The 23,995-nt window shown below is 71.3% G+C and carries 16 protein-coding genes; 9 read left to right on the top strand and 7 right to left on the bottom strand.

What is annotated here, in order from left to right:
• Positions 1–40 precede the first annotated feature (40 nt).
• Positions 41–457, bottom strand: a complete 417-nt coding sequence (locus tag ACFC0D_RS20805) for a YjbQ family protein (protein ID WP_376437881.1) — start codon at positions 455–457, stop codon at positions 41–43.
• Between the two features lie 467 nt (positions 458–924).
• Between ACFC0D_RS20805 and ACFC0D_RS20800 the strand changes: the two genes are divergently transcribed.
• Positions 925–2,139: an LLM class flavin-dependent oxidoreductase gene (locus ACFC0D_RS20800; RefSeq protein WP_376437878.1), complete on the top strand. Its 1,215-nt coding sequence runs from the start codon at positions 925–927 to the stop codon at positions 2,137–2,139.
• Positions 2,140–2,260: 121 nt separating this feature from the next.
• Positions 2,261–3,388 (top strand): NAD(P)-binding domain-containing protein, encoded by a 1,128-nt coding sequence (locus ACFC0D_RS20795; RefSeq protein WP_376437876.1) that lies wholly within the window; start codon positions 2,261–2,263, stop codon positions 3,386–3,388.
• Positions 3,389–3,433: 45 nt separating this feature from the next.
• Here ACFC0D_RS20795 and mltG read toward each other — a convergent pair whose 3' ends face one another.
• Together mltG and ACFC0D_RS20785 are read right to left on the bottom strand one after the other, a co-directional pair.
• Positions 3,434–4,300, bottom strand: coding sequence for an endolytic transglycosylase MltG (gene mltG, locus ACFC0D_RS20790; protein WP_376437874.1), 867 nt, complete (start codon positions 4,298–4,300; stop codon positions 3,434–3,436).
• A 320-nt stretch (positions 4,301–4,620) separates the two neighbouring features.
• On the bottom strand, positions 4,621–6,456 hold the full coding sequence (locus tag ACFC0D_RS20785; RefSeq protein ID WP_376437871.1) for an ABC transporter ATP-binding protein: 1,836 nt from the start codon (positions 6,454–6,456) through the stop codon (positions 4,621–4,623).
• 95 nt (positions 6,457–6,551) lie between these two features.
• Here ACFC0D_RS20785 and ACFC0D_RS20780 point away from each other — a divergent pair, with 95 nt between their 5' ends.
• The 3 genes from ACFC0D_RS20780 to ACFC0D_RS20770 all read left to right on the top strand — a co-directional run bounded on the left by ACFC0D_RS20780 (position 6,552) and on the right by ACFC0D_RS20770 (position 11,587).
• On the top strand, positions 6,552–6,995 hold the full coding sequence (locus tag ACFC0D_RS20780) for a MarR family winged helix-turn-helix transcriptional regulator (RefSeq protein ID WP_376437868.1): 444 nt from the start codon (positions 6,552–6,554) through the stop codon (positions 6,993–6,995).
• 37 nt (positions 6,996–7,032) lie between these two features.
• Entirely contained in the window at positions 7,033–9,957 is a 2,925-nt protein-coding gene (locus ACFC0D_RS20775) for an FAD-binding and (Fe-S)-binding domain-containing protein (protein ID WP_376437866.1), read from the top strand.
• A 202-nt stretch (positions 9,958–10,159) separates the two neighbouring features.
• Positions 10,160–11,587, top strand: coding sequence for a Gfo/Idh/MocA family protein (locus ACFC0D_RS20770; RefSeq protein WP_376437863.1), 1,428 nt, complete (start codon positions 10,160–10,162; stop codon positions 11,585–11,587).
• Between the two features lie 48 nt (positions 11,588–11,635).
• Here the strand turns inward: ACFC0D_RS20770 and ACFC0D_RS20765 are convergent, their stop codons facing one another.
• Both ACFC0D_RS20765 and ACFC0D_RS20760 read right to left on the bottom strand, forming a co-directional pair.
• Entirely contained in the window at positions 11,636–12,979 is a 1,344-nt protein-coding gene (locus tag ACFC0D_RS20765; RefSeq protein WP_376437899.1) for a cation:dicarboxylate symporter family transporter, read from the bottom strand.
• Between the two features lie 219 nt (positions 12,980–13,198).
• Complete coding sequence (locus tag ACFC0D_RS20760) at positions 13,199–14,803, bottom strand: peptide-N4-asparagine amidase (RefSeq protein ID WP_376437860.1); 1,605 nt, start codon at positions 14,801–14,803, stop codon at positions 13,199–13,201.
• A 167-nt stretch (positions 14,804–14,970) separates the two neighbouring features.
• On the opposite strand from ACFC0D_RS20760, the gene ACFC0D_RS20755 reads away from it, so the two are divergent.
• Entirely contained in the window at positions 14,971–16,821 is a 1,851-nt protein-coding gene (locus tag ACFC0D_RS20755) for an ABC transporter transmembrane domain-containing protein (protein ID WP_376437858.1), read from the top strand.
• Positions 16,818–18,599: an ABC transporter ATP-binding protein gene (locus tag ACFC0D_RS20750; RefSeq protein ID WP_376437856.1), complete on the top strand. Its 1,782-nt coding sequence runs from the start codon at positions 16,818–16,820 to the stop codon at positions 18,597–18,599. The genes ACFC0D_RS20755 and ACFC0D_RS20750 overlap by 4 nt, the downstream gene beginning before the upstream one ends.
• Before the next feature lie 353 nt (positions 18,600–18,952).
• Here ACFC0D_RS20750 and ACFC0D_RS20745 read toward each other — a convergent pair whose 3' ends face one another.
• A complete protein-coding gene (locus ACFC0D_RS20745) occupies positions 18,953–19,660 on the bottom strand; it encodes an NAD(P)-dependent oxidoreductase (protein ID WP_376437854.1) in 708 nt (235 codons plus the stop codon).
• 117 nt (positions 19,661–19,777) lie between these two features.
• Here ACFC0D_RS20745 and ACFC0D_RS20740 point away from each other — a divergent pair, with 117 nt between their 5' ends.
• A complete protein-coding gene (locus ACFC0D_RS20740; protein ID WP_376437851.1) occupies positions 19,778–20,557 on the top strand; it encodes a TetR/AcrR family transcriptional regulator in 780 nt (259 codons plus the stop codon).
• On the opposite strand, the gene ACFC0D_RS20735 is transcribed toward ACFC0D_RS20740, so the two are convergent.
• Positions 20,554–21,345 (bottom strand): metal-dependent hydrolase, encoded by a 792-nt coding sequence (locus tag ACFC0D_RS20735; protein WP_376437849.1) that lies wholly within the window; start codon positions 21,343–21,345, stop codon positions 20,554–20,556. The genes ACFC0D_RS20740 and ACFC0D_RS20735 overlap by 4 nt on opposite strands.
• A gap of 71 nt (positions 21,346–21,416) precedes the next feature.
• On the opposite strand from ACFC0D_RS20735, the gene ACFC0D_RS20730 reads away from it, so the two are divergent.
• Complete coding sequence (locus ACFC0D_RS20730) at positions 21,417–23,990, top strand: DEAD/DEAH box helicase (protein WP_376437847.1); 2,574 nt, start codon at positions 21,417–21,419, stop codon at positions 23,988–23,990.
• The last annotated feature ends 5 nt before the right edge of the window (positions 23,991–23,995 follow it).

The raw sequence follows: 23,995 nt of genomic DNA, 5'->3' as shown, positions 1-23,995 counted from the left end.
GTGGACCCGCCGACGCGGGCGACCCGCGTGACGGGCTCGATCAGCCCAGGAAGCTCAGCCGCACCTGCCGCTCCGCGTTGTCCTTGTTCGTGTCCACCAGGCAGATCGACTGCCACGTTCCCAGCTCCAGCCCGCCCCTGATCACCGGCACCGTCGCGTGGGGCGGGACCAATGCCGGCAGGACGTGGTCGCGGCCGTGGCCCGGGGAGCCGTGGCGGTGTTGCCAGCGGTCGTCGGCCGGGAGGAGGTGGTGGAGGGCGGACAGGAGGTCCTTGTCGCTGCCCGCGCCCGTCTCGAGGATCGCCAGACCGGCCGTGGCGTGGGGGACGAAGAGGTTGAGGAGGCCGTCGCCGCCCTGGGCCGCGCGGTTGAGGAAATCGGTGCAGGCCGAGGTCAGGTCGGTGACCGTTTCGGTGGTGCCGGTGATGAAGGTGAGGACCGTGGTGGTGAATGCCATGGAGGCATCCTGCCGTCCGTACCACGGGATCGCGCGTCCACGCTCCGAGACACCGTTGACCAGCACCGGAACGGGTCGCTACGTTCACGCCATGTTGCGTACAGCCCTGCTCACCACGCGCGGTCACATCGACCTGCTGCGGGTGGCCTCCGCCGCGTGTCCCCGCGGCTACTGACGCCCTCTCACCCCCTGACTCACCTGCGCTGACACCCGTGCGCGCGCCCTCGGCGCCCACGGTCGCCGAGGCGTACCCTCACCGCACTCCCTGGGCGTCTCGCTCCAACGCGTAGCCGTCGGTCCGGCGTTGAGCGGCGCGATCGGCGTCTCGTCAAACCCGCCGACACCTTCGCCCAACTGAAGGCGATTCCGACGACGTTCGACTTCGGCGACCACGTCGACAACCGCATCGACAAGAACCTGCCGCCGTCCACCACCCCGGCGCGCAGCTACGGAAAGGCCTGCTTCCGATGACTGTCCATCTGCACTGGTTCCTGCCGACGGGCGGCGACGGCCGGACCCTCGTCGACCGGCACGCCTACACCGACGGCGGCATCACCCGGTCCGGGACCGTGACCGGCGTACGCGCTCCCGACATCGAGTACCTGACACAGATCGCCAAGGCGGCCGAGCAGTTGGGCTTCGAGGCCGTGCTCACGCCCACCGGCACGTGGTGCGAGGACGCCTGGCTGACGACGGTCGCGCTCGCCCAGCACACCGAGCGGCTCAAGTTCCTCGTCGCCTTCCGCCCGGGTGTCGTCTCGCCCGTGCTCGCCGCGCAGATGGCGGCCACGTACCAGCGGATCACCCGCGGGCGGCTGCTGCTGAACGTGGTCACCGGCGGCGACTCGGTGGAGCAGCGCCGCTTCGGCGACCATCTGGACCACGACCGGCGTTACGAGCGGACGGCCGAGTTCCTGAAGGTGGTCCGGGGCGTGTGGAGCGGGCAGCCGTACGACTTCGACGGCACGCACTACCAGGTGGAGGGCGGGCTCACCGCGCTGCCGCCGGACCCCTTGCCGGAGATCTTCTTCGGCGGGTCGTCCGCGGCGGCCGGGCCGGTCGCCGCCGAGCACGCGGACGTGTATCTGACCTGGGGCGAGCCGCCGTGGCAGGTCAAGGAGAAGATCGACTGGATCCGGCGGCTCGCCGAGGAACGCGGGCGCGAGGTGCGGTTCGGCATCCGGCTGCACACCATCTCGCGGGACTCCTCGCGCGAGGCATGGGCGGCCGCGGACCGGCTGCTCTGCGATCTGGATCCGGCGACGATCGCCGCGGCCCAGGCGACGCTCGGCAGGAGCGAGTCGGTCGGTCAGCAGCGGATGCTGGCGCTGCACGGCGGCGGTTCGCTGGAGCGCGACAAGCTGGAGATCGCGCCGAACCTGTGGGCGGGCGTGGGGCTCGTACGGGGTGGGGCCGGCACGGCCCTGGTGGGCAGTCACGCCGATGTCGCCGACCGCATCGAGGAGTACCACGACCTGGGTGTGGAGCACTTCGTGCTCTCGGGGTACCCGCATCTGGAGGAGGCCTACTGGTTCGGGGAGGGCGTGACACCGGAGCTCGCGGCGCGCGGGCTGCTGCCGAGGATCCCCGCCTCACCGCTGCTCGGCGTTCCGGCGGCGAACGGACGTCCGGCCTCCGCTCCCGGCGGCGCACCGCTTCTTGTGGCGGGCGGCGGCCGATAGGGACGGCGTCGGCCGGTCGGCAGGCGCTCGGTGCCCTCTTCTGGGGTGGAGGGCACCGAGCGCCGCATGCGGTGGCGCCGTGGGCGGGAAGATCCGCGCCCCCACCGCGGTTAGTGGAACCGTGAACGATTTCGGGGTTGAGAGCGGGCAGGGCGTACGGGACGTCGACGTGGTCGTGATCGGTGCCGGACAGGCGGGGCTCTCCGCCGCCTACCACCTGCGGCGCACCGGACTGGAGCCGGATCGCGACTTCGTCGTGCTCGATCACGCGCCCCGCCCCGGCGGTGCCTGGCAGTTCCGCTGGCCCTCGCTCACCTATGGCAAGGTCCACGGGATGCACGCGCTGCCCGGCATGGAGCTCACCGGCGCGGACGACAGCCGGCCCTCGTCCGAGGTGATCGGCGCGTACTTCACGGCGTACGAGGAGCGCTTCGACCTCCGGGTCCACCGGCCCGTCGAGGTCGGCGCGGTCCGCGAGGGCGAAGGCGGCCGGCTTCTCGTCGAGACCTCGGAGGGCATGTACTCCGCCCGTGCACTGATCAACGCGACCGGCACATGGGACCGTCCCTTCTGGCCCCGCTACCAGGGCCAGGAGACGTTTCGTGGCCGCCAGCTCCACACCGCGAACTACCCCGGCCCCGAGGAGTTCGCCGGTCAGCGGGTGATCGTGGTCGGTGGTGGTGCCTCCGGGACCCAGCATCTGATGGAGATCGCCGAGGTCGCGGCGGAGACGACATGGGTGACCCGGCGCGAGCCCGTCTACCGCGAGGGACCGTTCGGTGAGATGGAGGGCCGGGCGGCCGTCGCCATGGTCGAGGAGCGCGTGCGGCTGGGGCTGCCGCCGCAGAGCGTCGTCTCCGTCACCGGTCTCCCGCTCACCGACGCGATCAAGAGCGCTCGGGCGCGCGGAATCCTGGACCGTAACCCCATGTTCGACCACATCACCCCGACCGGTGTGGCCTGGGCCGACGGCCGGACCGTGGACGCGGACGCGATCCTCTGGGCGACCGGCTTCCGTGCCGCGATCGACCACCTGGCCCCGCTCAGGCTGCGCGAGCCGGGTGGCGGCATCCGGGTGGAGGGGACGCGCGCCGTACGCGACGAGCGCGTCCATCTGGTCGGGTACGGCCCTTCGGCCTCCACGATCGGCGCCAACCGTGCCGGTCGCGCCGCCGTCACCGAGATCCGCCGCCTTCTGGAGCGGGAACCCGTAGCAACCCCCATCGGACACGGCCTGGAGCCTGTCTGACAATTCGCGTCGGATCGGAACGGACCAGGCTCTGGGGGCCCGAGGTCACCCCTCCCTCGCCACTCGGCGATTCTCGTTGAACTCGGCCACGTTCGCCTGGTGCTCGGCGTAGTCGGCGGTGAAGCGGGTGTCCCCCGGCCTCACGGTCACGAAGTACAGCCAGTCGCCCGTCGCCGGTTCGACCGACGCCGCCATCGCCTGCTCGCCGGGGTTCCCGATCGGGGTCGGCGGCAGCCCAGGACGCTCATAGGTGTTGTACGGGCTGTCGATCTTCGTGTCCTCATGGGTGGTGTCCACGGTGGAGCGGCCCAGGGCGTAATTGAGGGTCGAGTCCATCTGAAGCGCCATGCCCTTGGCGAGGCGGTTGTGGACGACCCGGGCGACCTTGCCCATGTCCTCGGCGGTGTCGGCCTCGGCCTGCACGATGCTGGCGATGATCACCGTCTGGTGCACGCTGAGGCCCTGTCGTTGGGCGCCCGCGCCGATGTGATCGGTGCCGAAGCGTTTCCCCGCCGTGGAGACCATGTAGCGCAGCAGGCTCTCGGGGGTGGTCGCGGCCTCCACGGGGTACGTCGCCGGGAAGAGGTAGCCCTCGGGGTTTCCCCCCGCGGCCGCGGGCAGTTCTAGCGCGGTGGCCGGGGCTGCCGCCGCGCTGCGGGCGGTGCCTTCGGCGAGGCCGAGGGAGCGGTCGATGGCCGCGTACACCTGGCCCGCCCGAAAGCCCTCGGGGATCAGCAGGGTCCGCTGCTTCACGGGGACGGGCTCGGGCTTCTCCTCCCCGCGGAGCAGCAGCGGCACGGTGATCGCGGCCGCCACCGCGAGGGCCGCGCCGAGGAGCAGCGCGAATTTGCCCCGGCGGGTGAGCCGGGGGCGGCGGCGACGGTGTTCGGGCTGCCAGGACCGGTGCGTCATGGCCGCACGCTAACCCGGCCGACCCGCGAATCCGCGGAGCCTCACATGCGGCGGCGCCGCCGGCCCCCTGGGACGGGGAACCGACGGCGCCGTGCACTGCGCGTACCGGTCGTACGGAGTCGGACGAACCAGGGTCAGACGAGCCAGCCCAGGAAGTGGAAGACGCCGGCGAGCAGGTTGGTGATCACGTTCATGGTGGTGCTTTCTCCTTGTGCAGGGTGCATCTGCGGGACAGTGCGCGATCGCGGTCTGCAGCCCGTCGCTTGCGCACCGTAATCATCAGTCGTCACAAGGGAGTTGAGCAACGAAAGCCGGAACGATCACACGTTCTGGGGAACAACCGCTCCCACGTTCGTGTGTTCGTCACGGCGCACGAGGGCCGCGTACCGGCCGTCCCGTTCGAGGAGCTCCTCGTGTGTGCCGCGCTCGGCGATCCGGCCGGCTTCGAGGACCACGATCTGGTCGGCGTCCCGGACGGTGGAGAGCCGGTGGGCGATGGTGATGGTGGTGCGGCCGGCGGAGAGCGCGTCGATGGCCTGCTGCACGGCGTGTTCGGTACGGGTGTCCAGCGCGCTGGTCGCCTCGTCGAGGATGAGCACGGGCGGGTCGCGCAGGATGGTGCGGGCGATGGCGAGGCGCTGTTTCTCGCCGCCGGAGAAGCGGTAGCCGCGCTCGCCGACGAGGGTTTCGTAGCCCTCCGGCAGCGAGGCGATGTGGTCGTGGATCTGGGCGGCTCGGGCGGCGGCCTCGATCTCCTCGTCGGTGGCGTCGGGCTTGGCGAAGCGCAGGTTGTCGCCGACGGAGGCGTGGAAGAGGTACGTCTCCTGGGAGACGACGCCGACGGCCCGGGCGAGGCTGTCGAAGTCCAGGTCGCGGACGTCGACACCGTCGATCAGCACCCGTCCGCCGGTCACGTCGTAGAGCCGGGGCACCAGGTAGCTGAGCGTGGACTTGCCGGAGCCGGTGGGTCCGACGACGGCGAGACTGCCGCCGGCCGGGACGGTCAGGTCGATGGATTCGAGCGTGGCCCTGCCGGTCGCCTCGCTGTCGTAGTGGAAGTCGACGTTCTCGAACGCCACCTCGCCGCTGATCTTCTCCAGCCGGGTGGGGTCGGCGGACTCGGTGATGTCGACGGGGAGGTCGAGATACTCGAAGATCCGCTGGAAGAGGGCGAGGGAGGTCTGGATCTGGACGCCCGTGGACAGCAGGCTCACGGCGGGCCGGAACAGGCCCTGCTGGAGCGAGACGAAGGCGACGAGGGTGCCCAGCGAGATCGCCGGTCCGCCCGACTGGAGCGCGAAGCCGGCGGCCCAGTAGATCAGCGCGGGCATGGCGGCCATGACGATGCCGATGGTGGACATCCGCCACCGTCCGGCCATGGAGGAGCGCACCTCGAGGTCGACGAGGCGCTCGGACTCCTCGGCGAAGGACTTCGTGAGCGAGTCGGCTCGGCCCATGGTCCGGCCGAGCAGGATGCCGCTGACGGAGAGCGACTCGGTGACGGTCGCGGCCATGACGGCCATCTGCTTCTGGCGCTGCGTGGTGATCTTCTTGCGCTCGCGGCCGACGCGGCGGCTGATCCAGACGAAGACCGGGAGCAGGAGCAGCGAGACGACGGTGAGGCGCCAGTCCAGCGCGAGCATGGCGACGATGGTGGCGACGACGGCGGTGAGGTTCGAGACGAGGGAGGTGGCGGTCGAGGTGACCGTCGCCTGCATCCCGCCGATGTCGTTGGCGATCCGGGACTGGACCTCGCCCGTGCGCGTACGCGTGAAAAAGGCGAGCGGCATCCGCTGCAGCTGCGCGTAGACCGCGGTGCGGAGGTCGTGCATCACCCGCTGGCCGACGGTGGTGGAGATGAGGGTCTGGAGCACGCCGAAGACGCTCGTCATCACGGCGGTGACGATCATGCCGAGGGCGAGCAGGCTGAGCAGCCCGGTGCGGCCCTGCGGGATCGCGGTGTCGAGGATCTCCTTCAGCAGGAAGGGCGAAGCGACCGTCACCAGGGACGAGGCACCGACGAGCAGGCCGACGACGGCGAGCCGGCCGCGGTAGGGCCGGAAGAGCCGCAGGATGCGCCGCATCTGCGTGGGCTCCTTCGGCTGCGCGGGATCACGCGGTGGGGGTGTCCATTCGGACTCTTCATGGGGGCGCATGGGCTCCTACGAGGGGTGAGAGAACTGAAGTCGATCAGAGCATAGCTCATTGTTACCTATACTCACAATGAACATGGTCCTGATATCGTTCCCCCATGAGCACCCCCGACGCCGACGGCCTCCTCGCCGAGCAGCTGCTGCGCCTCACTCGACGCCTGCAGCGCAGCCAGAAGCGGCAGCTGGAGCCGATCGGCATCACCCCCGCGCAGTCCCGTCTGCTGCGCACCGTCGCGCACTACGACCATCCGCCCCGGATGGCCGATCTCGCCGAGCGCCTGGAGGTCGTCCCCCGGGCCGTGACCAGCCTCGTGGACGGTCTGGAGGCCGCCGGGCGGGTGCGCCGCGTCGCCGATCCGACGAACCGCAGGGTGGTCAGGATCGAGGTCACCGACTCGGGGCGCGCCACGCTGCGCGCGTTGCGAAGCGCCCGTCGGGCCGCCGCAGAGGACATCCTTGCTCCATTGACCGTCGATCAGCGCGAGGTGCTCGGAGGTCTGCTGTCCGCTCTGGTCGACCATGTGCCGGAGCGGCGCTGCTGACCGAGGAGGCGCAGGCAGCGCCGAGGGGAGCCGTGACATGCCACTGCTGGAGCCGAACCCGCAGGCCCTGCGTCCGGGCACGAAGCGGACCCCGGCCCCGGACCGGGTCCCCGATCTCCAGTCCCGCGGCACGCCACGGCACCTGCGGGAGGAGCTGACCGCGCTCCTCGGCCCCGGCAAGGTCCTCTCGAAGGTCTCCGACCTGGTGCGGTACGCCTCCGACGCCAGCCCCTACCGGTTCGTCCCGCAGGTCGTGGTGGTCGCGGAGGACATCGACGACATCTCCGCGGTCCTCTCGTACGCCCACGGCAAGGGCCGCGAGGTGGTGTTCCGGGCGGCCGGGACCAGCCTCAACGGGCAGGCCCAGGGAGAGGACATCCTGGTCGACGTGCGCCGACACTGGGTGGGCGTCGAGGTGCTCGACGACGGTGCCCGAGCCCGGATCCGCCCCGGCACCACGGTCGTCCGGGCCAACGCCGCGCTCGCCCGGCACGGCCGGGTCCTCGGGCCCGACCCGGCGAGCGCCGTCGCCTGCACGATCGGCGGGGTCGTCGCCAACAACGCCTCCGGCATGACCGCGGGAACGACACGGAACTCGTACCGGACCGTCGCCTCCCTCACCTGCGTCCTGCCGAGCGGCACCGTCGTGGACACCGCCGATCCGACCGCCGACGCGGAGCTCGCGCGCGCCGAGCCACACCTGTGCGCGGGCCTGATGGAGCTGAAGGCCGAGATCGAGGCCGACCCCGAGCTGGTCGCCCGCATCCGCGCCAAGTACGCGATCAAGAACACCAACGGCTATCGCCTCGACGCCTTCCTGGACGGTGACACCCCCGCGCAGATCCTGCGGGGACTGATGGTCGGCTCGGAGGGCACGTTCGGTTTCATCTCCGAGGTCGTCTTCGACACCCTGCCCCTGGACAGGCAGGTCTCGACGGCGCTGCTGTTCTTCCCCTCGCTGCCGGCCGCGGCCGCCGCCGTACCGCGCTTCAACGACGCCGGGGCGATCGCGGTCGAGCTGATGGACGGCAACACCCTGCGCGCCTCGGTCCGTGTCGCCGGGGTGCCTGCGGACTGGGCGGAGCTGCCGAAGGAGACGGCGGCGCTGCTCGTGGAGTTCCGCGCGCCGGACACAGCGGCGCAGGAGGCGTACGAGCGAGCGGCGGCAGCCGTGCTCGACGGCCTGGACCTGATCGCGCCCGTCGCCTCGGTGAGCAACGCCTTCACCCGCGACCCCGGGACCATCGCCGGGTACTGGAAGGCCCGCAAGGCGTTCGTGACCGCCGTGGGCGGCTCGCGCCCCTCGGGTACGACGCTGATCACCGAGGACTTCGCCGTACCGCCGACCCGGCTCGCCGAGGCCTGCGCGGAGCTGCTGGAGCTGCAGTCCCGGCACGGCTTCGACGCGGCTGTCGCCGGTCACGCCGCCCATGGCAACCTGCACTTCCTGCTCGCGTTCGACGCCGGTGACCCCGCCGACGTGGAGCGGTACGCCTCCTTCATGGACGAGTTCTGCAAGCTGACCGTCGAGCGGTTCGACGGCTCGCTGAAGGCCGAGCACGCCACCGGCCGCAACATCGCGCCCTTTCTGGAGCTGGAGTGGGGGCCGAGGGCGGCGGCACTGATGTGGCGGACCAAGGAAGTCATCGACCCTGACGGGGTCCTCGCGCCGCGGATCGTCCTCGATCGCGACCCACAGGGCCATCTCCGCGGTCTGAAGACGATCCCGAAGGTGGAGGCGGTCGCCGATCCCTGCATCGAGTGCGGCTTCTGCGAACCGACGTGCCCCAGCCACGACCTGACGACCACTCCGCGCCAACGCATCGTGCTGCGGCGGGAGATGATGCGGCAGAGCGACGGCTCCCGCGTCGAGGCGAGCCTGCTGGAGGCGTACGGCTACGACGCCGTGGACACCTGCGCCGGCGACTCCACCTGCAAGCTGGCCTGTCCCGTCGGCATCGACACCGGCGCGATGATGAAGGACTTCCGGCATCGGCGGCACTCGCCGCGCGAGGAGTTCGTCGCGACTCTGGCGGCGAGGAACTTCCGCGCGGTGGAGGCATCGGCGCGGCTCGCCGTCGCCGTGGCGGACCGGATCGGGGACCGTCTCCTGGCAGCGGCGACCGGCCTGGCACGCAAGGCGGTGCGCCCCGACCTCGTACCGGAGTGGCTGCCCGAGATCCCGGGCGCGGCGGCCTTCCGGCTCCCCCGCACCCACCGCCCGGCGGCCGTCGCCATCTACTACCCGGCCTGTGTGAACCGCATCTTCGGCGGGCCGGAGGGCCGGCCGGGCCCCTCGCTCCCCGAGGCGGTCGTCGCGCTCTCCGCGCGGGCGGGCAGGCCGGTGTGGATTCCGGACGACGTGTCGGGGACGTGTTGCGCGACGATCTGGCACTCCAAGGGGTACGAGCGCGGCAACGAGGTGATGGCCAACCGGATCGTGGAGGCTGCCTGGGGCTGGACGGCGGGCGGGCGGCTGCCGCTCGTCGTCGACGCCTCCTCGTGCACGCTCGGCATCGCGCACGAGGTGGTGCCGTATCTCACCGACGACAACCGGGAGTTGCACGCCGAGATGACGATCCTCGACTCCCTGGTGTGGGCGGCCGACGAGCTGCTGCCGCGGCTCGACGTACGGCGTGCGGTGGGTTCGGCGGTGGTGCATCCGACGTGCTCCATGCGGCATCTGGGGGACGAGGAGCAGCTGACGGCGCTGGCCCGGGCCTGTGCCGAGGAGGTCGTGGTGCCCGAGGAGGCGGGCTGCTGTGCCTTCGCGGGCGACCGGGGAATGCTCCATCCGGAGCTGACGGCCTCGGCCACCGCGCGGGAGGCGGCCGAGGTGACGGCGCGTCCCTTCGACGCGCATCTGTCGGCGAACCGGATGTGCGAGATCGGTATGGACCGGGCGACCGGCCGGAGCTATGAGCATGTGCTCCTGGCCCTGGAGCGCGCGACGCGTCCGTGACGCCCTGCGCTGCATGACGAGGGCCCTTGCCCCATGTGGGTGAGTGGCCCTCGTCGTCCGCATGACGCGGCCATGCGGAATGGAAGAGTCCAACTACCCGTCGCAAGAGTCCAATCCGCGCCCTTGCGTACCACCAGTCTCAACGGCCAGGGTCCTGAGCGGGATTCATGAGCCAGCCGTGCACACAGCTACTGGAGGTTCCATGAACGACAACGCACCGCAGCCGCCGAGCCGCCGCTCCGTCCTGCGGACCACGGCCGGGGTCGCGGGAGCGGGCATCGGCCTCGGCGCCCTGGGCGCCGGCCACGCCGAGGCCGCCTCGCCCGGGGCCGCCGCTGCCGCCGCGGACACCACCGAGCAGACCGCCCGGGCTCCCCGGCGCAGAGGCGCCACCATGGCCGGTGTCCCCTTCGAGGGGCGCTCCATCGTCCGGGTCGGCATCGTCGGCCTCGGCAACCGGGGCGGCAGCATGATCGACCTCTTCCTCGCGCTCCCATGGGTGCGGGTGGTCGCGATCTGCGACCCGGTCAAGGAGAAGGCGGAGCGCGCCGCCGCCAAGGTGGTCGCCGCCGGACAGCCCTCCCCAGGTCTGTACACCCATGGCGAGGACGACTACGAGAACCTCTGCGAGCGTTCCGACCTGGACTTCGTCTATGTGGCGACGCCCTGGGAACTCCATGTCGAGATGGCGCGGGCGGCGATGCTGAACGGCAAGCACGTCGGCGTGGAGTGTCCGATCGCGATGACGCTCCCGGACCTGTGGGAGCTGGTCGACCTCTCCGAGCAGACCCGACGCCACTGCATGCAGCTCGAGAACTGCTGTTACGGCCGCAACGAGATGCGGGTCCTGCGGATGGCGCACGCGGGCAAGTTCGGGACGCTGCTGCACGGCGCGGGCGCGTACAACCACGATCTGCGCGAGCTGATGTTCTCGCCCACGTACTACGAGGGCCCGTGGCGCCGGCTCTGGCACACCAAGCTGCGGGGCGATCTCTATCCGAACCACGGATTCGGTCCGGTCGCCAACTACATGGACATCAACCGGGGCGACCGTGCGGTCAGCATCAGCAGCTTCGGGACGCCGGCGCTCGGTCTCGCCGAGTACCGGGCCAAGGAGATGCCGCCGGGCGACCCGAGCTGGAAGGAGACGTACATCGGGGCCGACCGGACGATCAGCCTGGTCCAGACGGAGAAGGGCCGGGTGATCCGGCTGGAGCACGATGTCTCGACCCCGCACCCGTACAGCCGGATCAACAGTCTGGGCGGGACCCTGGGGGTCTTCGAGGACTATCCGGCCCGGATCTATGTGGAGCCGGACCACAAGGGACACCAGTGGGGCGACTTCTCGGCGTACGCCACCGAGTTCGACCACTGGCTCTGGAAGGAGCACGCGAATCCGCCGGGCGGGCACGGTGGCATGGACTACATCATGATCTTCCGGCTGATGCAGTGCATGCAGCTCGGTCTGGTCCCCGACTTCGATGTGTACGACGCGGCGACCTGGACGGCGCCTGTGCCGCTCAGTCACGCCTCGATCAAGGCCAAGGGCGTACCGTTGGCGATCCCGGACTTCACCCGCGGCGAGTGGAAGAAGGCCCGGTCGGGCGTGGATTCGGTCAAGCCGGCGTAGGGCGAGCGGCGCGGGGCCCGGCTCGCACCGGCCGGGCCCCGCGGTCGCTCAACTCGCGGGCTGCTGTGCCGCCCGTGACTGCTCGGCGGCGTCTGCGGGCTCCTTGGCCGATGCGGTCTCGTCGGCCTCTTCCGGTACGAAGGGGATCTCACCGTTCAGTACGGCCTTGGCCGTCACCCGGTCCAGCGCCCCCTCCCAGCGGGAGACCACGAACACGGCCACGCAGTTGCCGAGCAGGTTCGTGGCGACGCGCATCGCGTCCATGATCCGGTCGACGCCGAGCAGCAGGGCCACGGCCGCGACCGGGATGACGCCCAGGGCGGCGGCGGTCGCGGAGAGCGCGAGGAACGCCGAACCCGGCACGCCCGCCATGCCCTTGCTGGTGAGCATCAGGACGAGGACGACGGTGATCTGCTGGCCGATGCCGAGGTCCACACCGACGGCCTGGGCGATGAACAGCGTACCGACGGAGAGGTAGATCGAGGCTCCGTCGAGGTTGAACGAATAGCCCGTCGGCAGCACCAGGCCCACCGCGTCGTCGCGGCAGCCGGCGGCGCGCAGCTTCTGCATCATCCGCGGCATCACGGTCTCGCTGGACGCGGTACCCAGCGCCAGGAGCATCTCCTCGCGGGTGTAGCGGACGAACTTCCAGAGGCTGATCCCGGTGAGCGCCTTGAGGGCGAGCGCCAGGGCGAGCAGGAAGAGCAGCGCCACGCCGTAACAGACGGCGATGAGCTTGCCGTACGTGGAGAGCGCGCCGAGACCGTACTCGCCGACCAGGTGGGCCGTGGCGCCGAAGACCGCGAGCGGGGCGAGCTTCATGATGAAGCCGACGACGGCGAAGACGACTTCCTGGGCCTGCTCGATGGCGGGCAGGATGGCCGGCACCTTGCTCTGGCCGAGGTGCAGCAGGGCGGCGCCGACCAGGCAGGACAGGACGAGCACCTGGAGCAGCGAGTTCTCGGCGAAGGCGCCGACCGCGCTGTCGGGCAGTGAGTGCAGCAGGAATTCGGAGGTCGAGGGGAGCTCCCCGCCTCCGGTCTTGGCGTCGACGGCGGAGGCGTCGAGGGTGGCCGGGTCGATGTTCATCCCGGTGCCGGGCCCGAAGATGTTCCCGGCGAGCAGACCGAGGACGAGGGCGACGGTGGTGGCGATCTCGAACCAGATGAGAGCCTTGACGCCGATGCGGCCGAAGGCCTTGAGGTCGCCCGCCTTGGTGATGCCGGCGACGACCACGCAGAAGACGAGCGGGGCGATCATCGCCTTGATCAGGCGGATGAATCCGTCGCCGAGCGGCTGGGCGGCCGATGCGGCCTCGGGCCACAACCGCCCGACGAGGATTCCGAGCAGGAGCGCGCAGGCGACCTGCGCGAAGAGCGAGGTGCGCAGCAGACGGGCTGCGCGGCGCGCGAGGGACGGCGCGGGTGGTGCTGGTGGGGCGGCGTGCGGCACGGGCACTCCTCCGTAGCGGACTTCTGTCATGCGGAAAGAAACTTCCGCAGTGCGCGCCACTATGTCGGAGCCGTGTATTCCACAGAAGACCCGATGGAACATCCATGCAAATCTTGGACCTTGCTCCAAACCGGCCCGTCACCAGCACCTTCACGCCGCTCAGCAGCGCAGACGATCCTCGGTGACCATCCCCTGCGCCGTCTTCACCGTGCGGTCGTAGCAGCCGCCGGAGCCGTGGAGCCGGTAGTGGTCGGACGTCGTCCCGACCGCGTGCCGCTGATCGCGGGGCACACCGGTGGTGTACGTGGCATCACCGGCGTAACTGTGGTCGAGGCGTGACCAGGAGAGCCGCTTGCCGCCCCGCGCGACCTCGGTGTGGGCGCGGTCGCCGAGTGCCAGCACGGTCCGCAGGCGGTCGCCCGCACCGATGGTCGTCTCACCGTCCATGGTGTACGTGCGGTGGGTTCGGGTGCTGGTGCGTCCGACGGTCACGGTCTCGTCGTCGGTCCACCGCGCGGTGAGCGCGTCCGGGTTCTCGCCCTCGGCCCAGCGGTGCACGGAGGTGTTCGCGAGGGTTCGGGTGACCGTGGTGTCGACACGGCCGCGCGAGGTGTTCAGATGGCCGGCGACGGTGAGCGCGTGCCCGCCCTCGGTGTCCAGCCGGTGCTCCGAACCCGGGGTGTGCACCGAGGAGTTGCGCGGCGCGGTCTCCTCGTACCGGTCGAGTCCGCCGGTCACCACGGTGCGGCCCTCGTCCTGCCAGAGCAGGATGTTGGTGGGCGTGCTCCAGCCGCTCTGACCGGCGGGGACGCCCAGGACGGACACCTCGACCCGGTGGCGGCGGCCGTCGTTGAGGATGCCCGCGAACGGGGTCAGGTCGTAGACGATCGGCCGGATGTCGAAGGCGCGCGGGCCGGGAGTGACGTACCAGAGGAAGGGGTTGGACCAGCCGCCCGTCCACACCGTCGGGAACGGGGCGGCGATGCCCGCCGTCCGTCCGTCGACGGAGATCCGGACCTCGCGGTACGGCCCGTCGGTCGCCTTGCAGGAGTACGGGGCCGCGTCGGGGACGGTCAGGTACCAGTACTCCTCGCAGCCGCCGCCGGAGCCCGTGGCGTGGACCTCGGCGAGGATGCGTTCGGTGTTGCGCGGAGTGGTCAGGCCGGTGGGGTCGAGCGGCAGCACCCGGTCGGGGGTGTTCGCCGCCGGCTTCACCGCGCCCCGCGCGGTGAAGAAGGTGAGCGTGACCCGGACGTCTATGACACCCGTGTACGTCTCGTTCACGACATTGCCGATGAGCATCTCGACCGGCTGAGGGCGGGCGAGGGTGTCGCGGTAGCGGGTGACGTCCTTCTCCACCGACCAACGGATGCCGTCGGGCGAGGGCTGGGGCGTGGAGGTGCGGAAGATCTCCACGCCGCCGACGGCGAGGTGGCCGAGGCGGTCGTACTGACGCCCCTTCACCTCTCCTTCTAGACGCAGGACGACCTTGCTCCAGCGGGTGCCGCACTCCTTCGGAGGCGCGTAACTCCCTTTGTACGGCGTGAAGTCGCGGAACTGAGCCGCTGCCAGCAGGACCTCGCAGGAGCGGGTCGGAGGCTTGGTCACGGGCGGTGCGGCGGTCAACGGGTCGTGCCAGTCGCTGCCGAACTCGGCCGGCGGCGGATCGGCCGGAGCGTCCGCGTTCGCCGGGTGAGCCGTGAGCAGGGCTCCGACGGCCAGGACGAGCCCACCGATCATGCTCATGATCTTCTGATGTCTCATGGATCGCGAGTGAAGCGCGGGGCGTTCGAGGCGTCCAGAGGGCGTCGTGCGACCTTGGCGCGTTCTGTGTGCCTCTGCGAAAAATTCGATTGCTCCGGGGGGTCCGGCAGAGCGAACCTTGCACGGTTTGCGCCACTCGGCTAAGCCACGGAAAGCCCTGGGACGACATGAAGATTCGCGATCTACCGTATGCCGATCCAGGGATCCCCGATGTCCGCTCGGGCACCCGGTTCCTCTTCTGGCTCGGCCGCAACCAACTCGGCGGGCAGGTCAACTCCCTGCTGTGGGGACTGCTGCTGCAACTCGGCATCGCCGGGCTGTCCCTCGCCGTCGGCCTCGCCGTGCAGGCCGTCGTGGACCGCGACGGCGGGCGGCTCGCGCTCGCGGGCGGCCTGCTCGCCGTGCTGGGCGCGGCCATCGCGGTCGGCGACATGATGCTCCACCGCACCGCCGTCACCAACTGGATCACCGCGGCCGCGCGCGTCCAGCAGCTGCTCTCCCGCAAGACCGCCGAGCTCGGTTCCGTCCTGACGCGGCGGGTCGCCGCGGGCGAGGTCGTGGCTGTCTCCACTTCCGACGTCGAGAAGATCGGCTGGTTCGTCGAGGCGCTGTCGCGCTTCGCCGCGGCCGCTCTCACGATGGTCCTGGTCTGCGTGGGCCTGGTGGTCTACCAGCCCGCGCTCGGTGTCCTGGTCGCCGTCGGTGTGCCGGTCCTCGCCCTCGCGGTGCTGCCGCTGCTCCCCCGTGCGACACGTCGCGCCGACGTCCAGCGCGAGAAGGCGGGCAAGGCCACCGAGCTCGCCTCGGACACCGTGGCCGGGCTGCGGGTGCTGCGCGGCATCGGCGGCGAGGAGCTGTTCCTCGCCCGCTACCGCACCGCATCCCAGGAGGTCCGGCGCGCCGCCGTCCGCAGCGCCCGGATGTGGGCCCTGATCGCGGCCGTACAGGTCCTGCTCCCAGGTCTGCTCCTCGTGGGTGTGCTCGCGTACGGGGCGAGGCTCGCGCTCGACGGGCGGATCGCGGTCGGCGAACTGGTCACCGTCTACGGCGCGGTGGCGCTGATGCTGCATCCCCTTCGGCACGTGGAGGAGATCGCCATGGCGTACTCCTTCTCCCGCCCCTCCGCCAAGCGCGCGGCCCGGGTGCTGTCGCTGGCGCGGACCACCACCACGACGGCGGAGGGGCACCGCAGGGCGACGGGCGATCTGTACGACCCCGTCACCGGGCTGCTCGCCCCCGCCGGCCTCCTCACCGCGGTCGTCTGCGGCGACCCGGACGCGGCCGGACGGCTGGCGGACCGGCTCGGCGGCCACCCCACGGAGGCGGGTGAGGGGCACACCTCGGTCCTGCTCGGCGGGGTGCCGCTCGACGAACTGGACCTGGACACCGCCCGTACCGCCGTGCTCGTCCAGGACAAGGACCCGGTCCTGCTCTCCGGCACGCTCCACGAGCTGCTCGACGTGCCCTCCTCCGGCGCGGTCCGGCCCGAGGAAGCCTTGGCCGCGGCGCGGTGCGGGGACGTCCTCGACGCGCTCGCGCAGGCGTCCGTGGACACCGACGGCGATCCGATGAGGACCCGGATCACCGAACGCGGCCGGTCGCTCTCCGGCGGTCAGCGCCAGCGTCTGGCGCTGGCCAGGTCGCTGGTGACCGACCCGGAGGTGCTGGTCCTCGACGAGCCGACCTCGGCGGTCGACTCGCACACCGAGGCGCGTGTCGCCGCCGGGGTGAGGGGGCTGCGCGAGGGCCGTACGACGGTGGTCCTGGCCTCCTCGCCGCTGCTCCTCGACCGGGCGGACCGGGTTGCCCTCGTCCACGACGACGAGGTGGTGGCCGTCGGTACGCACCGCGAACTGCTGCGTACCGAGCCGCGCTACCGGGCCGTCGTCACCCGGGAGACCGAAGACGAACAGGCCCTGGACGACAGGGCGAGGAAAGACCACGCGAGCGAAGCCCCGGCAAGGGAGGACGAGCTCGCGTCGAAGCTCGCATCGGAGCTGGAAGGAGAGTCGGCATGATCGGCCTGGCGCCACCGGCGTACGACCCGGCGGCCCCCACGTCGGCGACGACCCTGCCCGTGGGCACGGTTGCGACCGTGCGCACCTATGTACGCGATCTGCTGAGCCGCCATCGTGGGGCGTTCGCGCTTCTCATCGGCGTCAACGCGGTCGCGGTGACCGCCTCGATGGTGGGCCCGTACCTGCTCGGCTCGCTCGTCGAACGGCTCTCGGAGGGGGCGCGCGACCTCCATCTGGAGCGCACCGTCGCCCTGTTCGCGCTCGCCCTCGTCGTCCAGACGCTCTTCGTACGGATGGTGCGGCTGCGCGGCGCGATGCTGGGCGAGGAGATGCTGGCGGACCTGCGCGAGGACTTCCTCGTGCGGTCGGTCGGGCTGCCGCCGGGGGTCCTCGAACGGGCCGGGACCGGCGACCTGCTGTCCCGTATCACCACGGACATCGACCGGCTGGCCAACGCGATGCGCGAGGCCGTCCCGCAGCTCGCCATCGGCGTGGTCTGGGCCGGTCTGCTGATCGGCGGACTCGCCGTGACCGCGCCGCCGCTCGCGCTCTCCCTGCTGGTCGCAGCGCCGCTGCTGATCGTGGGGTGCCGGTGGTACTTCAAGCGGGCGCCGTCGGCGTACCGCTCGGAGGCCGCCGGGTACGCAGCGGTCGCGGGGGCGCTCGCGGAGACCGTCGACGCGGGCCGGACGGTCGAGGCGCACCGCCTCGGTTCAGGCCGGGTCGCCCTCTCCGACCGGCGGATCGCCGAGTGGACCGCGTGGGAGAGGTACACGCTCTTCCTGCGATCGGTGCTCTTCCCGGTCGTGAACCTCACGCACACACTCGTTCTGGCGGGTGTCCTGATGCTCGGCGGCGTGTTCGTCCTGCGCGGCTGGATCGACGTCGGGCAGCTGACCACCGGCGCGCTGCTCGCCCAGATGCTGGTCGAGCCGGTCGGGATCATCCTGCGCTGGTACGACGAGCTGCAGGTCGCCCAGGTGTCGCTGGCCCGGCTCGTCGGCGTCCGGGACATCGAGCCGGACGCGGGGGACGGGGCCCTGCGTCCCGAGGGACGGGACGTCCGGGCGGACGAGGTGCGCTTCGGCTACCGCGAGGGCGTCGACGTGCTCCACCAGGTGTCGATGGACGTCGCCCCGGGCACCCGGCTCGCGCTGGTCGGCCCGTCCGGCGCGGGCAAGTCGACGCTCGGCCGGCTGCTCGCCGGCATCTACGCCCCGCGGACCGGATCGGTCACGCTCGGCTCGGCCGAGCTGGCGAAGATGCCGCCCGAGCGGGTCCGGGAGCATGTGGCCCTGGTCAACCAGGAGCACCACGTCTTCGTCGGCTCGCTCCGCGACAACCTGCTGCTCGCCCGCACGGGCGCCGAGGACGGCGAGCTGTGGGCGGCGCTCGGAGCGGTCGACGCGGACGGCTGGGCACGGGCGCTCGACGAGGGCCTGGACACCGAGGTCGGCTCGGGCGGGCTCGCGCTCACCCCGGCGCAGGCCCAGCAGATCGCACTGGCCCGGCTGGTGCTCGCCGACCCGCACACGCTGGTCCTGGACGAGGCGACCTCGCTCCTCGACCCGCGGGCGGCGCGCCATCTGGAGCGCTCGCTGGCCCGGGTCCTCGACGGCCGCACGGTCGTCGCCATCGCCCACCGACTGCACACCGCGCACGACGCGGATGTGATCGCGGTGGTCGAAGGGGGCCGAATCAGCGAACTGGGCAGCCACGACGAACTGGTGGCGGCGGACGGCGCGTACGCGGCCCTCTGGCGCTCCTGGCACGGCTGACCCGACGGACGCGCCGGGCCGGCCATGTCGACGCGGACCGCGGGCAGGGACGGGCCGGCCGGACAGGCCAACACGGGCGTGTGAGCCGGCACGGACCGTCGGCGCGTGCCGAACCGGCCCGGCGCGCGTCGATCGGACCGTCGGCGCGTGCCGGCCGGCGGGATCCGCTCGGGTGGACCGGCACATCGCCGAGCGCGTGCCGGTCGGCGCGGCCCGTCGGGCCCGACGAGCCGACAACGACCGTCGGCGCCCGCGAACCGGCCCGGCAGGCGCCGGTCGGACCGTCGGCCCGGGCGGGCCGGCGCCGGTGAACCGGCCGACGTGCGACGGGGCCGACCCGCTCGTCGCCGCCCTCAGTACCCGATCGTGAAGCGGCGCTGGACGAAGCGGGGCAGTTCCGCCTCGTCGACCAGCGCCATGGCCGCGTCCTCCGCCGAGACGCGGCTACGGCCCTCGGCGTCCCGGATCGGCTCGTCGCCGCCGACGCGGAAACGGCCGGTGCGTTCGCCGGGTGCGATGTCCTCGGCGGGGCTGAAGTAGGTCCACCGACGGTTCGAGGTGCGCAGCACGTCGAGGGCGTCCCGGTGGCCGCGGACCGCCGCCGCGTAGGCGCGAGGCAGCCCGACGGCGTCCAGGGTCTCGTGCAGCCGCTCCTCCGCGTCGGCGAGCACCACACCGGGTTCGACCTCCAGACTGCCCGCGCCGCCGATCACGATCAGCCGGGTTCGGGGGTGGCTCTCCAGCGCCTTGAGCAAGGCCCGCGCCGCGGTCGCGTAGACGGTGGCGTCGGCGATGGAGCGCCGCACGGTGTCCGTGAGGTCCCGCGCCGCGTTTCCCGGCTGGAAGGCGCTGATCAGGACGTCGAGCCCGGGCAGGACGGCGGCGATGCCGTCGGGGTCGAGGACGTCGAGGCCGGCCCAGGTGATGTTCTCGCGGGTCTCGCCTGCCGCCGCCTCCGTGGCGTCGCGGCTGAAGGCCCTGATGTGGTGCCCGCGCTCCAGGGCCTCCGCGACGACGCGGCTGCCGATGGTTCCGGTGGCTCCGATGACTCCGATGTGCATGACTCTCCCCTGTGATCACACTTCTGACGTAACGCCGTGCGAAAACTATACGCCGTGAAGTTCACACCGTGCAGTTTCCATACGGCACGAACATGAGTGACGCTGTAGAGTGCCCGCGTGACGGGAAGATCAGGGACAGGCACAGACGCGGGGACGGCACCGGCAGGCCGGGGGCGCCGTGAGCGACTGCGGGCCGAGACCACGGCCGAGATCAAGGACACGGCCCTGCGGCTGATGGCCTCGGGTGGTCCGGACGCCATCACGCTGCGGGCCATCGCCCGCGAGATGGGCATGACGGCCAACGCGATCTACGGGTACTTCGCGACGCGCGACGACCTGGTCACCACGCTCATCGACGACGTGTACTCGGCGCTGGCCGACGCCGTGGACACGGCCTGGACGCACGCACCCGCCGAGGACCCGGCCGCCCGGATCCTGGCCTGGGCCGGCGCCTTCCGTACCTGGGCCCTGACCAACCCCGAGGGCTTCCGGCTCGTCTACGGCGACCCCGTGCCCGGCTACCGGGCCCCCGAGGGCGGCCCCGCCCCGGACGCGGCCCGCCGGGTCTGCACCGGCCTCGCCGGACTCGCCGCGGCGGCCTGGCCGTTCGCCGAACCCCTCTACCGGGACAGCGCGTTCACCTGGTCGGACTTCGACGCCGGACTCCTCGACAAGGTGCGCCCGGCCTTCCCCGAACTGCCGCCGGCCGGCGTCGCGCTGGCCCTGCGCGTCTGGGGGCATCTGCACGGCCTGGTGGCACTGGAGGTGTACGGGCATCTCGGTCGCCAGACGGCGAGCCCGGACAAGCTCTTCCAGGAGGAGCTGGCCCGGCTCGTGACGACGCTGGGCGTCCCCCGGACCGACCGAAGCGGGCCTCCGGGGTCCCGTACCCGCTAGAAGAAGCCGAGCGCCGAGGCTCCGCCCACCCCGCCGAGCAGCATGAACGCCGGCATCAGGACCTTCAGCTCGACCCAGCTGCCCGCGCGGAAGCGCATCCCCTTCGGCGGCCCGACCGGGTACCACCGCTTGCGCCCCACCGGGATGGGCCACAGGATCGGGCAGCCGGAGACGGTCAGCGCGTCGCCGATGTCGTGGACGAGGGCGCCGAGGACGATCGGCAGGCCCAGCCACAGGTACTCCTGCCCGGGGCCGGTGAAGAGCCAGTCCGCGCCGTTGCCCGGCTGGTCGAGAACGCCCGCGAGGATCCAGGCGCTGGTGGCGCCGAGCAGCCAGACGAGGACGTCGCTGGACATCCGGGCGGCCCGCCACAGCAGACCCTCCACCGCGAGTACGAGGTGGACGAAGAGGATCGCCAGGACCGCCCAGCGGCCGCCGGTGATGGCCAGTGCCGAGGCTCCGGCGCCGATGAGGACGGCCCAGAGCCAGGTGTGGGTGAGGGTGCGGTGCCCGCCCGACCGTCGGGGGTCGGCGGTGGAGCGCGTGGCCTTGTAGACCGCGTACGAGAGCTTGTCGACGATCTCGCACAGGCCCTTCGATATCGGACCGAAGGCGCGCGAGATGGTCGCGGACTTGTGGTCCAGGTCGGGGGCGAGTGCCGCGCCCGCGCAGATGAGCGCCCCGACGACGACCACCGGCCAGGGCATCGGGTGCCCGGCGGCCGCGGCCGCCGCTCCGACGCCCAGCCAGGCCGCCGCTCCGGACAGCGAGTGCGCCGGTCCCATCATGCTCGTTCCCGCCCCATTCCTCCCGCGCCGGCGCTCAGTTGACGACCGGTCGACAAGGCAGCGTATCGTCCGTGATCTTCATGCAGGTGGCCGGTTCCCTCATCCGGTCGGAATCCAGGCAAGATGGGGGCGTGACCCTTATCGATCAGCTCCCGCCGAACGCCGACCCCGACGCCCTCTTCGAGGCTTTCTCCTCATGGGCGGAGGGCCGCGGCATCACGCTCTACCCGGCCCAGGAAGAGGCGCTGATCGAGGTCGTCTCGGGTGCGAACGTGATCTTGTCCACGCCGACCGGCTCGGGAAAGTCGCTGGTCGCGGCGGGTGCGCACTTCACGGCGCTCGCGAATGACCAGGTGACGTTCTACACCGCGCCGATCAAGGCACTGGTGTCGGAGAAGTTCTTCGACCTGTGCAAGCTCTTCGGCACCGAGAACGTCGGCATGCTGACCGGCGACGCGTCGGTGAACGCCGATGCTCCCATCATCTGCTGTACGGCCGAGGTGCTGGCGTCCATCGCGCTGCGGGACGGCAAGTACGCCGACATCGGCCAGGTCGTGATGGACGAGTTCCACTTCTACGCGGAGCAGGACCGCGGCTGGGCCTGGCAGATCCCGATCCTGGAACTCCCCCAGGCGCAGTTCGTGCTCATGTCGGCCACTCTCGGCGACGTGTCGATGTTCGAGAAGGACCTGACCCGGCGCACGGGCAAGCCGACGTCGGTGGTCCGCTCGGCGACGCGCCCGGTGCCGCTCTCGTACGAGTACCGGCTGACGCCGATCACGGACACCCTGACCGAGCTGCTTGAGACCAAGCAGGCCCCGGTCTACATCGTCCACTTCACGCAGGCGCAGGCCGTCGAGCGGGCGCAGTCGCTGATGAGCATCAACATGTGCTCGCGCGAGGAGAAGGACAAGATCGCCGAGCTGATCGGCAACTTCCGCTTCACCACCAAGTTCGGCCAGAACCTCTCGCGTTACGTCCGCCACGGCATCGGCGTGCACCACGCGGGGATGCTGCCGAAGTACCGGCGCCTGGTGGAGAAGCTGGCGCAGGCGGGTCTGCTGAAGGTCATCTGTGGCACGGACACGCTGGGCGTGGGCGTCAACGTCCCCATCCGTACGGTGCTGTTCACGGCGCTGACGAAGTACGACGGCAACCGCGTGCGCACGCTGCGGGCGCGGGAGTTCCACCAGATCGCCGGCCGGGCCGGCCGGGCGGGCTTCGACACGGCCGGTTTCGTGGTCGCGCAGGCACCCGAGCACGTCATCGAGAACGAGAAGGCGCTCGCCAAGGCCGGCGACGACCCGAAGAAGCGCCGCAAGGTGGTGCGCAAGAAGGCACCGGAGGGCTTCGTCGCCTGGAGCGACACCACCTTCGAGAAGCTGATCGGCTCCGAGCCGGAGCCGCTGACCTCGCGCTTCAAGGTCACCAACATCATGCTGCTGTCGGTGATCGCCCGGCCGGGCAACGCGTTCGAGGCGATGCGCAAGCTCCTGGAGGACAACCACGAGCCGCGCAAGGCGCAGCTGCGGCACATCCGCCGGGCCATCGCGATCTACCGCTCGCTCCTCGACGGCGGGGTGGTGGAGCAGCTGGACAAGCCGGACGCCGAGGGCCGCACGATCCGGCTGACCGTGGACCTCCAGCAGGACTTCGCGCTCAACCAGCCGCTGTCGACGTTCGCGCTCGCCGCGTTCGACCTGCTGGACCCGGAGTCCCCGTCGTACGCCCTGGACATGGTGTCGGTCGTCGAGTCGACCCTCGACGACCCGCGCCAGATCCTCGCCGCCATGCAGAACAAGGCGCGCGGAGAGGCGGTCGGGCGGATGAAGGCGGACGGCGTCGAGTACGAGGAGCGCATGGAGCGGCTCCAGGAGATCTCGTACCCGAAGCCGCTGGAGGAACTGCTCTGGCACGCGTACGACGTGTACCGGAAGTCCCACCCGTGGGTGGGGGACCACCCGGTCTCGCCGAAGTCCGTCATCCGTGACATGTACGAACGGGCACTGACCTTCACGGAGTTCACGTCCTGGTACGAGCTGGCGCGGACCGAGGGCATCGTGCTGCGCTATCTCGCGAGCGCGTACAAGGCGCTGGACCACACGATCCCGGACGACCTGAAGACCGAGGATCTGGAGGACCTGATCGCCTGGCTGGGCGAGATGGTGCGCCAGGTGGACTCCTCCCTGCTCGACGAGTGGGAGCAGCTGGCGAACCCGGAGGTCGAGACGGCCGAGGAGGCGCAGGAGAAGGCCGATCAGGTCAAGCCGGTCACGGCGAACGCCCGCGCCTTCCGGGTCCTGGTGCGCAACGCGATGTTCCGCCGGGTGGAGCTGGCGGCCCTGGACAACGTGGACGCGCTGGGCGAGATGGACGCCGAGTCCGGCTGGGACGCGGACGCCTGGGGCGAGGCGATGGACGCGTACTGGGACGAGTACGAGGACCTGGGGACGGGTCCGGACGCGCGCGGCCCGAAGCTGCTGTCGATCGAGGAGGACGCGGCGCACGGCCTGTGGCGCGTCCGGCAGACCTTCGCCGACCCGAACGGCGACCATGACTGGGGCATCAGCGCGGAGGTGGATCTCGCGGCCTCCGACGAAGAGGGCCGTGCGATCGTCCGTGTGACGTCCGTGGGACAGCTCTAAGGAGA

Source organism: Streptomyces sp. NPDC056222 (genome assembly GCF_042264065.1).
Taxonomy (GTDB): domain Bacteria; phylum Actinomycetota; class Actinomycetes; order Streptomycetales; family Streptomycetaceae; genus Streptomyces.
This window is presented reverse-complemented; position numbering and strand designations above follow the sequence as displayed.